Raw genomic sequence first — 10467 nt, forward strand, 5'->3', positions numbered from 1 at the left:
TCCTCTTTAGTTGCTTTTTTATCCTCCTTGTCTATCTTTGTTGTATCGGATGCGAAATAAGGTCGCATGAAAGTAATAGTAACAAAGCCACCATCAGAAGACCATGTGGGGGATTCCACACCTTGTGCCTGACAAGCATCCATGATACGCTTTGCACCACTCCCCCAGTTTTCCAGATAAGTCATCCGATAAAGTGCTTCCGCCACTTTTAGGTTATGCGGATATGACTCGTGAGGCTCCTTTATGTTTTCAGGTGTTATCTGAGGTGGAAATGTACCAGGACTAGCTATTTCTATACGGTCATCATAGATGGCAAGACTGATAGTCAGATTATATCTTTCCCAATGACGGTGGCAAAGGGCATTGATAAGAGCCTCACGCAACGCATTATAAGGCACTTCAAGCTGCTCCTCCCGTTCCAAACTATGATTGGTGATTCTGCCACTGAGAGAAAGATGCTTGAAACAGAACGCAACTCCGGCATCCAGAAGTTTGAAGAAATTTCCTTCGGCTCGCTGATTATCGCGGAACATATTTTTGTTCGTACCCACAAACCGCGCCATCCTCAAAGTGAACTGTGGATACTCATCAACGTTGTTGGAAAAGAGCAATACCGCACCATTGGTCGGTACTCCATTCTTAAGCAACTTCCATTTTGAAAGAATATCTCCGGTTGGTTCATACAATGCTGTCTCAGGAATACGTCCACCGTCAATACCTCGACGGATGCAATTACGAATCAGATTTTCATCAAGGTCTGCCAACGTCACACCGTCTGCTGCCAGTCGTTCCCACGCATACATCTGTGGCTGATGGGCACGGATACGCTCATCGTACATATCCTGCGGCATGACCTTCGTTGTGCTTTCGACCTTGTAATACGGACATCCGTGAAATGTATGCGGACGCTCGCCCCATACCCATCCGTCAAAATGCATAGCTATAACTTGGTAGCCCGGACGTTCCGGCACATCAACATACGCCACTCGCACATCTACCGCAGGTTCTATACCTGCCAATGCCTGAGCAATCTCCTGCTGTGTCTTGTCTGTCACTTCTTGCCCAATTATCTTCAGAGACTTTGGTGCTACACCGAAAATCAGCCAACCGCCCTCTGTGTTCAAGAATGCACATGCCGAGTGCATACCATCTTTCAATTCCCCGGTAGTCTTCTTCAGCTCCAGTGTCCTTGACTCATCGGCAGACACAAGATTCTTTATATCGTCAATTGTCATCACATTGGGATTTAATAGTAACTTTTTTTGCAAATTTACTCTATTATACTTTCACTATCATCGCTATGCTTTTCTTTATTACGAAGAACACATTCTTTGTTGGTATTTGCATAACAATACACACAGAAGTGGCGACAAGTATTATACATTCCAATATCTTTACTAACCATACATCCACAAACCTTACGTTGTCCGGTATCCTTTACTTTCTTTTCTTTGGAAGGAATTGGAGGTAACTGACCAAAGATATCACGTTCTGGCCATTTTAGTGTATGCAAATAATAAACAAGCTCTTCGTCCTCGGCGAATATACGTTTCATTAACTCACTATCGATACAACGATTGTGCTCTATACCATATAATTCAAGGTCAATATCCTCTGCACAAGTAGCTATTTCAATATCCCACCCATCTTTCTTCCATGCCTCTCGTATCTTTTTCAGTCCTTCAACAATCTCTATCCGTTGAGCATAGTTTGCTTCGGCACTTTCAACAGTCTCTTTTGTAAAAAGTAGCGTTTCCTTTACGAGGTTGTTCTGAACCTTGCGATAAGCTTTAACATCAACAAAACTGAAGACTAATTTATCTGTGTAACCTTTTAATTTGTTGCCAATATTCCAAATACGGCTCAACAAATCACGAGGTGTTATGTTTGGAGTAATGATAAGAGGGTCAAAACGCCAAATAACCTTTTCTTTGCCTATCATGTTGGAAAGTTTTTTGAATGTCTCAACTCTATCTTCTACAGAAGTGACATTAGGCTCAAAACCTTCTTTTATATAGTCATTAAGTGTAACTTGGAAATAGTAATGTATTCCTTTTTCATCAAGTTCGTGTAAATATGGAAGTATTGGTTTGGGATTTTTTGTCCAAAAGACTACAATCTTGCAGTTTTTGAATGAAATATACATTTTCTGCTGATTAAATGGATTATACCAAGCACAATACCCTTTTGCAAAACGGTTAAAGAACCATTTTGCAAAAAAAGCAGGTATGTCTGTAGAACGACTTGCTGATATGATTACAGGAGCTGAAGCTTCCACAAGTTCTCCACTATCAGTATATATTTTTATTTTCTCATTCATATTACCATATATTATAATCTATTGACTGAGTTGCCCTATTACAACACTATTACGCTACTATAACTATTTGCCGATAATCACGAGAGGCAAAATTTTCTTTTACCATCTCGTGATATTCAAATACAATTCGTTTAATCGTGATACTTCGTAAGTAAATATTCTTTTAAGGACTCTACCATTTTTCTGTTATCTGGTGTCATCGGAATTGCTTTTTTGTTCCCTTGATATAAACACCATCTACAAAAATGGTCTACAACATCATTGTTATTACGATGATATTGTTCTTTCTTTGAATAATAGTATCCAGATTGATAGCTTCTTTGGAACTCAATAAAAAGATCAACAAAGTGGGACTTGTGTTGTGCAATGTATGGACAATTTTCTATGTACTTAACAGCACTGGCATCATAAATTATATTTTGTAACACTGTTTCGTTTTCAACATTTTGAGTCTCCTCTGTAAACAATGACAACACCTGTTGAGCACCTTGTTGAATACTATCCACTATACCACTTACAAACCCTCTTTCTTTTTTCTTTGGTGTTTGTTGTTCTTGGTATGATACAAATTTTTCATTGTATTCATTTGGACAGAAATGGGCAACTAAATCTTTCCACGCCTTTACAGGCTCACCTTTTGAGGTTTTCCATTCTTGATAATCATTTAATATAGCAAAGAAACTAGCATACTCTTGTCGAGTTCCGTTTTTCTCAAAAGCTTTCTCCAATGCAGATAAAAGCCCTTTCTTATTTCGTACATTTTTTATTTCATTCAAGAAGTACTCTCGAATACTATCTTGCCAACCATTTAAATCAGACTTAGGAGAAGCAATATTTACATTGGTATTGGAAACTATCGTATTCAGTTTGCTTGTGCCTGTCGTTACGGAGATAGCTTCTTGCATATTTGGCAAGTCACCAACAGACTCAATGTTATGTAGCAAGAAAATGATTTCTTTCAACGTGCTATTGAATGAATTAGACTTGGATATTGAACCGATAATAGGTCGAGAGATTTTTACATATCCTTGTGTCGCACCCCAAAGAGCAAGAGCATAACGATAATCACTGATAGAATTATCTATGCAAAATTGAATAAGAGAATCATAATCTTCGCCTTTAAGGACATAAGTGGCAACAGATTTTAATATCAAACTATCTTGCCCATTCATATTCAACGGCGTGAAGTTCTTGATATTTTGCCTCAATTCATTCATGAAAGCTTGAGCTTTACTTTCCTGCCACTGCATACCAGTATCTTCCCAAATGGATTTTGCTATTTTGGTAATTTCCGTTGCAATGTTAAATCTATCCGTTCTCAATGTTTCAGGTGTCGGACACTGTCCTCGCCACAAAATTCGGTCAATAAATCTATTGAAAAGTGTGGCATCCTCATCATCCTTTGCAAGCATACAAGTCTCATATGAGGGGTCAAGGTCAAATGTCGATTTAATAGAGTCCGAAAATTTATCAAGTAGTTTCTTTCTATCAGAGTTTACTAGTGACGTAGTATATGTAGTTAGAGCGTTCCTATATCCATCTAAATTATTAAAGCCATATTGCATTAACGACACACTTGGTACAAAGCCATTCTTTCTCATGAAAGAAGTCTTAATGCCATTGCTCATATCAAAATCTTTTAGAACGATTTCCATAGATTCTGGTGGAATGTGTAAATTCTCAAGATATTTGTTCCATTCCTCTTTACATTGCTTTATTGTGGGGTCATTCCTTTTATATTCAGCATCAAGTTGAGATAACTCATCAAAAATAGCTGAGTTATTGTACATACCATCATTTTTAATGGATGCAACAATATCGTAAATTCGTTTTTGAATTTTCAAAAGTTTCGCACTATTCGTTGAAATGGACTTGGCTACACCAAGGTAATAGCCAAATATGAAGCCTTTGACCTTATTAAGTCTATTGTCTTGAAGCACCTTGTCATGAAACCCAGAGCAAACATCATCAACTTTGACCTTCTCAATTAATGGCACAAGGTCAAACTCTGGGCGGCAAAGATTATAACTATATCTATCCCCCAGCTTGTTTGTCAAACTATCAGAGCAACATAATATAGCTGCATTGAGGGCTGTTGGATTAAAAAACAATACCCTTGTATTATAGGGAGTAAGGCGTACAATGTCATCGGTTTGAAACACCTCGACACCATTAACCTCTTTTATGCGTCTGAACTTACACTTGTTGTCTGATACGGTCAGTTCTATAACTAAAGGAAAAGCATGATGTTCAAAATCATTTGTTTCAAAATGTGGAATCTTTGAAAAGAACAATTGAACTTTTTGATATGGCATACAAGCAATCTTATAGAATTGATTATATCCATACTCTCGCTCCTTGTAAAAGGACAATGGAGCAATACACTCAGTGGAGAGTATATTGTCAATGTTCAAAGTTGTTGTTGGTATATATAATTTCATATTTAGATAATTTCTATATCATCATTGTTGTTATAAACAGAATCTGTATATGAAGGAAATAATGAAGATAACCTTGAAGTATATCCCAGATATAATCTTTCACTACATCTTGTCATTGCCACATACAATGCTGCTCTTTTATCTGTATTCTTATCACAACCCGGAATGAATACATCTTTAAATTGCAGACCTTTCGCACACCACCAAGTCATTATCTTGGGGTTTGAAGAATGAAAGTCTAAGTCCATTTCTGTACTTTGACTATCGTTGTACTTAAACTCGCATGTTATACCCTTACGTTTTAGATAATCCTTAACGTATTCAACAGACCATTCTCCTTTATCTTCTGTGTTGAATGGTAGTAATATACCTACATTAGTTAACGACCTGTTTTTTATAATCTCTGCGATTTTATCAAGTTGTTCATCATAATTGTCGGCAGCTATTAGATTCGGTTTCTCGCCCTTGCGTTTACACTTGATAACAAGGTCTTCAACATTTCCGACTTTCTCTCCCAACGCTGCAATCTCCTCTGTCAATCTGTAGTTAAAATACAATGGGTCTGGAGCTATACCCATATCAGAAGCAGTCTTCTCGATTGTTTGTGTTTTGGAACGATCCCCGAATCCCATTATTGATTGGGCTGAATCTCCAAAGAACAAACAATGTTCACCATACTGCTTCATTTCTTCTATTTCTTCATTGGTGAAATCTTGGCATTCATCCACAATGAGATATTTAACCTTGCGTTGATTATGACGCCACTGATGGTAATGGTATACGTTTCTAAGCCCCAGTTTGCGGAGTCCATCTTCAAAATATTTCCGCAAGGATTTTGTATATACAATAATTGTATAACTTTCTCCAAGTGCTGCTATTTGTTTTGCTTTGTGAAGAGCTATCAAGGACTTTCCACTTCCAGCACTTCCAGAAACAACTATTGACTTGTTGTTTTTTCTGTCAATAAGTTGTCTCTGAAAATCATCAAGACTAGAATAGTCAATGAAAAATTCCGAATCAAAATCTGCCATAGTTATTGTGATTTAATTTATTTTACATTGTATATTACTTACTACGTTAGAACTCTCAAATATATTGAGTACTTGTCTATGCGAGATAAAACGGTAAACGATTTTACTAATATCATTATCCTTTCTAGAATGCTTTACCTTTATCTCTTCTTTAAAGAAACATCCTTTTGAACATTTGTTTCCATTCCTCTTACAAGACATTGGAAGCAAAGTAACGAAATTAGGGTTTTCCTTTATAAACTCGTTTAACTCCGTATTTAATGTCACAGGAATAAATTCGCCATTATTCTTTACGGTTACATCCTCAATAAGCATTATGCCATTGGGCGATAATTTCTTAGAGAGCATTTGTGCTGTATTTTTATATGGTTTTCCTGCCAACCTCTTCTTTGATGCCAGTTCACATATTGCTTTGCAGGACATGATAATATCAAATTTTGCGGAGACGACCTCTGATATTAGGTTTAAATCATCTTCGCTTTCAATAAAAACAGGGCCAATTGTGTATTCAATTTGTAGACGTGTCTTCGATTTATACGCCTCCAGAATTTTTTCTAATACTCGAAGTGCATAATGGTTACCATCTATTGCTAAAATTTTTATCAACTGAATGTTGTCAAGGTTATCTTCAATATAGTTCAGTAACCCTAATATATCTCCACCAGTGCCACAACCTAAATCAAGTATTCTCAACACATTATTTTCGCTCACGAAAGATTTTTGCTCTTCTGTGAACAGCAATTGGCTGAATAGATAGTACACTTCGGCATAACTTCTTGGGAAATAAGTACCAAGATATGTAAGCACTTCATTTTTATTTTTATTTAGATTGTACTCAAACTTTATATGGTCCGGTGCATATTCCGCATTCAATTCCTCGAATATTAAATCATCAATCCATTTAGGTAATAAGTATATTTTTGGAGAATCAAAAGAAGAAAACCAATTCTGCCTGTTGGAACCAGTGGCAACTATTTCTGTTTTTTTATTATTTACATAGTCACCCATTTGCCAACAAATTTTCTTTTCAGAGATAACATAAACCTCCTTCTCAAGGAATCGTTGTAAATGTTGTCGTTCTTCCTCAGAGTAATCTCCATCCGCAACAATCACATATTCTTGATTGATTTTAGAGGCCACTAGTGGAAACTCCAAACAGAAGCTATCGTGGAGCATAACATTTACCTCCAGCCCATTATCTCTCAAAACCGCGTTAATGAGTTGTTTTGAGTGTTCCTTTAATTGTGTTAATGCAAGAAGTACACCCATATTATATCATTTTCTACTAACAAGTAAATCCTTTATATCCACTTCCAATAAATCAGCAATTTTTGCAAGCGTTTGTAAATCTGGTTGGGTAGTATTGGTACACCATTTAGATACCGTCACTGGATCCTTTTTAAGTTGTCTAGCTAACCATATACCTGTTTTTCCAGAATCTGCTAATGCTCCTTTTATACGATTTAGAATTTCCATACAAATTTCTTAATGTTCAATGCAAAGTTATATATTTTCAAATATAATGCCAAAAGTTACAAGGGGAATAATGATATATTAAATATATTCACTACCTTTGCATCAAGAAATCATCCGCTGCAACGACACGCAAAACGCAGAAGTCCAACGGTGGAGCAATAGGAGGAGATTACTCTTTTGATGTTTCTGAAAAGTGATGATATACAGCCACTTGTGAATTAATTGCGATTCCTGGTGGCACCACTGAAAATCAAAGGGTTACTCATATGAGTAACCCTTCTTTATTTTTACCTCTCTGCGATATAAACTCCACTAATAATGGCTAAAGCGCCAATACCAGAAGCTATCGTAATAGTTTCTGATAGAAAAATCGCAGAAGTTATCAAGGTGACCAGAGGGACAATGTAAATATAATTGGCTGTTTTTGATGCTCCGAGGGCTCTGACTGCCGTATTCCACATGATATAACAAAGCATTGAGGCGATGACACCCAGAAATAATATATTTAAATATACGACTGGCAGTTTCAATAACTCTAGTTTGATATTTAAAGGGTAGATCGCAAAATAGAAGAAAAGAGAAAGTATCCCATAAAAAAATACTTTTCGTGTAATAAACAAGGTGGGATAAGAACGACTCAAACGCTTTAGGATAAGACAGTAAAAAGCCCACATCGTAGCGGCAACTAAAGTGAGAAAATCACCAAGTGGATTTACTTTTAAAAGAACACTGCCGTTGAAAACAACTAATCCGACTCCAAATAAGGCAACTAAAGATCCATATAACAGTCCTTTCCTAAGAGATTCTTTATAAAATAGGTGAGACAATACCGTTGTAATGATCGGTGCTGTACAGATCAATAATGAAACGTTGGAAGCCAATGTGATGCCCAGTGCCGTATTCTCCGCTATGAAGTATAGGGAACCACCACATAATCCAGACAAGAACAATAAGAATTCATCTTTTACGCAATTAGCCCACAACCGTCGATGCGCTATAGTCAAAATACAAAAATACGCAAGCACGAAACGGTATAACAATATCTCAACCGGTGATAATCCTGTATTAATCAGTATTTTTGTGGAGACAAACGTTGTTCCCCATATAATGACTGTCAATATGGCGATACTATGATACAGAAGATCTTTACTTTTAAACATAATTGTGTTAGAATTAGATTTTTATTTGCTGCAAAGTTATTTAAAGAAGATTGTTTTCCTATACGTCAAGCTTAAATACGATAATTTTCCTATTTTTGTCCTGTTTTGCATTCTATAATTCTAATTCGGGGATATTAAATCAAATAAAACAGGAAAAAAAACTATGGCACTACTTGATGAGACAGATATTGAAATTCTTCATTCTTTGCAAAAGGACGCGAAGATCAATACAAAAGAGCTTTCTGAGAAACTTCATATCTCCAAGACTCCTATTTACGAACGAATCAAACGTTTAGAAAACGAAGGATATATAAAAGGATATGTGGCATTGGTCGACAATAAAAAAATAGGATTACCCTTGATCATTTTCTGTAATGTATCTTTAGCTGTACACGATGATGAGCATATCGAACGCTTCAAAGAAGAAATACGGAATATCGATGAAATAATGGAATGTTACTCGACGGGAGGTATTTATGATTTCTTTGTCAAAGTGGTTCTTAAGGATTTAGATGCCTATAATCAATTTGTGTTCGAGAAATTAACCAAGGTTCATGGCATCGTGAAGATGCAAAGCTCTTTTGTGCTTAATGAAATCAAGCATACTACAGTTTTGAATATACCCAAAAATAGTTGATTGAAGCTTAATGTCGCAGTATTAATATGAAATGTCTCTTTTTTACTATAGAATTGATTAGGGGTTATTTATCTTTGCCCCGATAAATTAAATTCTATAAGATGCAGTCATTTAAAATAATAAAGCCTATTCATATATTAACTCCTTATGTAAGATATTATTGGATACTGGAAGATGGCGCGGATGTTTCTGTATCTGAACGGACTTTACCAACGGGCTGCATACAATTAGTATTTCATAGGGGTAAAAGGCTTTTATTAGTAGGAAAAAAAGAATCGCAGCCTCAAGCGTTCATCTGTGGGCAATGCCTCAACTTTTCAGATGTGATGTCAGCCGGAAAGATTGAAATGATCACGGTTGTTTTTCAGCCGTATGCGGCAAGAGCCATCCTTCAACTTCCCCTTAAGTTCTTTTATGGAGAACTTATAGCGGTGGATGCTATAGAAGATTTGGAATTATCAATATTATCCAGAAAAGTGATAGAGGCTGATGATCATGAAACTTGCATCCGCTTGATCGAGCAGTTTTTGATTCACCGTCTTTATAGGTTTGAAGGCTATGAATATAACTTAAAGCGAATATCCGCAGTCCTCCATCAAATAAATGAACAAGCGAAAACTAATATTTCTGAGTTATCTGAAACCGCATGCCTAAGCTCTAAACAGTTCAACCGCATTTTCTTAGATTATGTAGGAGCTACGCCCAAAGAGTTTCTTCGTATCGTTAGGATGCAACGAGCTTTATTTAAGGTACAACAGAATCCATCCATTTCATTCGCTCAATTAGCTTATGAATGTGGGTTTTCAGATCAGTCACATATGATAAAAGAGTTTAAACTGTTTTCCGGCTATACACCCACGGAGTATCTTTCCTTATGCGCTCCTTATTCTGATTATTTCTCGGAGTGATCAAGATGTCCTTTTTCTTCTATCCTATAGATACGATACGCTCTACTTTTGTGATGTCTTCGCGAGGACATTAACAGTAACTATAAAAAGAAAACAAAATGAACAATTTAATTGCTTTTTTCGAGATTCCAACTGTAGACTTTTATCGAGCGATCAATTTCTATGAAACTATTTTGGGGTTAAAACTATCGGTTTCCGAATGTGAGACAGAGAAGATGGCCTGTTTTATCGAGCAAGGAGAAGCGGTTGGGGCTTTGTTCTACGCTCCTAGTTATCAACCTTCGCCGGATGGTATCTTAATCCATTTTAATAGCCAAGATATCGAGGACACTTTATCTAAAGTATTGGATAAAGGGGGTAAAATTATTATACCCAAGACAAAGATTGAAGCGGAAAATAAAGGATACTTCGCCGTTTTAGAAGATAGCGAAGGAAATCATGTCGGTATCTACGAAAAATAAGTATTGACATGATACAGATTTACTTCACACGTA

10 protein-coding genes are annotated in these 10467 nt (G+C 36.4%); 3 read left to right on the forward strand and 7 right to left on the reverse strand.

From position 1 onward, the window contains the following. From DWX84_RS20240 to DWX84_RS20270, 7 genes are all read right to left on the reverse strand, one after another. A partial coding sequence (locus tag DWX84_RS20240) for an ATP-binding protein (RefSeq protein ID WP_199703927.1) occupies positions 1-1268 on the reverse strand: 1268 nt, incomplete at its 3' end. A gap of 2 nt (positions 1269-1270) precedes the next feature. After that, on the reverse strand, positions 1271-2320 hold the full coding sequence (locus DWX84_RS20245) for a DUF1848 domain-containing protein (RefSeq protein WP_117873929.1): 1050 nt from the start codon (positions 2318-2320) through the stop codon (positions 1271-1273). 131 nt (positions 2321-2451) lie between these two features. Next, on the reverse strand, positions 2452-4761 hold the full coding sequence (locus tag DWX84_RS20250; protein WP_117873927.1) for a hypothetical protein: 2310 nt from the start codon (positions 4759-4761) through the stop codon (positions 2452-2454). Between the two features lie 2 nt (positions 4762-4763). Further along, a complete protein-coding gene (locus DWX84_RS20255; RefSeq protein ID WP_117873925.1) occupies positions 4764-5792 on the reverse strand; it encodes an AAA family ATPase in 1029 nt (342 codons plus the stop codon). A gap of 12 nt (positions 5793-5804) precedes the next feature. Beyond that, on the reverse strand, positions 5805-7061 hold the full coding sequence (locus DWX84_RS20260) for a class I SAM-dependent methyltransferase (protein WP_117873923.1): 1257 nt from the start codon (positions 7059-7061) through the stop codon (positions 5805-5807). 6 nt (positions 7062-7067) lie between these two features. Next, positions 7068-7268, reverse strand: a complete 201-nt coding sequence (locus DWX84_RS20265; protein WP_117873921.1) for a helix-turn-helix domain-containing protein — start codon at positions 7266-7268, stop codon at positions 7068-7070. A 287-nt stretch (positions 7269-7555) separates the two neighbouring features. Next, entirely contained in the window at positions 7556-8428 is an 873-nt protein-coding gene (locus DWX84_RS20270) for a DMT family transporter (RefSeq protein ID WP_005858422.1), read from the reverse strand. Positions 8429-8591: 163 nt separating this feature from the next. On the opposite strand from DWX84_RS20270, the gene DWX84_RS20275 reads away from it, so the two are divergent. The 3 genes from DWX84_RS20275 (at position 8592) to DWX84_RS20285 (ending at position 10434) form a co-directional block, all read left to right on the forward strand. Continuing rightward, a complete protein-coding gene (locus DWX84_RS20275; RefSeq protein ID WP_009276097.1) occupies positions 8592-9065 on the forward strand; it encodes an Lrp/AsnC family transcriptional regulator in 474 nt (157 codons plus the stop codon). A gap of 101 nt (positions 9066-9166) precedes the next feature. Beyond that, on the forward strand, positions 9167-9973 hold the full coding sequence (locus DWX84_RS20280; protein WP_009276098.1) for a helix-turn-helix domain-containing protein: 807 nt from the start codon (positions 9167-9169) through the stop codon (positions 9971-9973). Between the two features lie 98 nt (positions 9974-10071). Beyond that, a complete protein-coding gene (locus DWX84_RS20285; RefSeq protein ID WP_048928184.1) occupies positions 10072-10434 on the forward strand; it encodes a VOC family protein in 363 nt (120 codons plus the stop codon). The last annotated feature ends 33 nt before the right edge of the window (positions 10435-10467 follow it).

The sequence above is a fragment of the Parabacteroides sp. AF21-43 genome (assembly GCF_003635435.1).
In the GTDB taxonomy this organism is placed as follows: Bacteria; Bacteroidota; Bacteroidia; order Bacteroidales; family Tannerellaceae; genus Parabacteroides; species Parabacteroides distasonis.

Coding starts and splice junctions, on each gene's coding strand:
- DWX84_RS20260 (WP_117873923.1), bottom strand. CDS start 7,061: ATGGGTGTACTTCTTGCATTAACACAATTAAAGGAACACTCAAAACAA.
- DWX84_RS20250 (WP_117873927.1), bottom strand. CDS start 4,761: ATGAAATTATATATACCAACAACAACTTTGAACATTGACAATATACTC.
- DWX84_RS20255 (WP_117873925.1), bottom strand. CDS start 5,792: ATGGCAGATTTTGATTCGGAATTTTTCATTGACTATTCTAGTCTTGAT.
- DWX84_RS20270 (WP_005858422.1), bottom strand. CDS start 8,428: ATGTTTAAAAGTAAAGATCTTCTGTATCATAGTATCGCCATATTGACA.
- DWX84_RS20275 (WP_009276097.1), top strand. CDS start 8,592: ATGGCACTACTTGATGAGACAGATATTGAAATTCTTCATTCTTTGCAA.
- DWX84_RS20280 (WP_009276098.1), top strand. CDS start 9,167: ATGCAGTCATTTAAAATAATAAAGCCTATTCATATATTAACTCCTTAT.
- DWX84_RS20245 (WP_117873929.1), bottom strand. CDS start 2,320: ATGAATGAGAAAATAAAAATATATACTGATAGTGGAGAACTTGTGGAA.
- DWX84_RS20285 (WP_048928184.1), top strand. CDS start 10,072: ATGAACAATTTAATTGCTTTTTTCGAGATTCCAACTGTAGACTTTTAT.
- DWX84_RS20265 (WP_117873921.1), bottom strand. CDS start 7,268: ATGGAAATTCTAAATCGTATAAAAGGAGCATTAGCAGATTCTGGAAAA.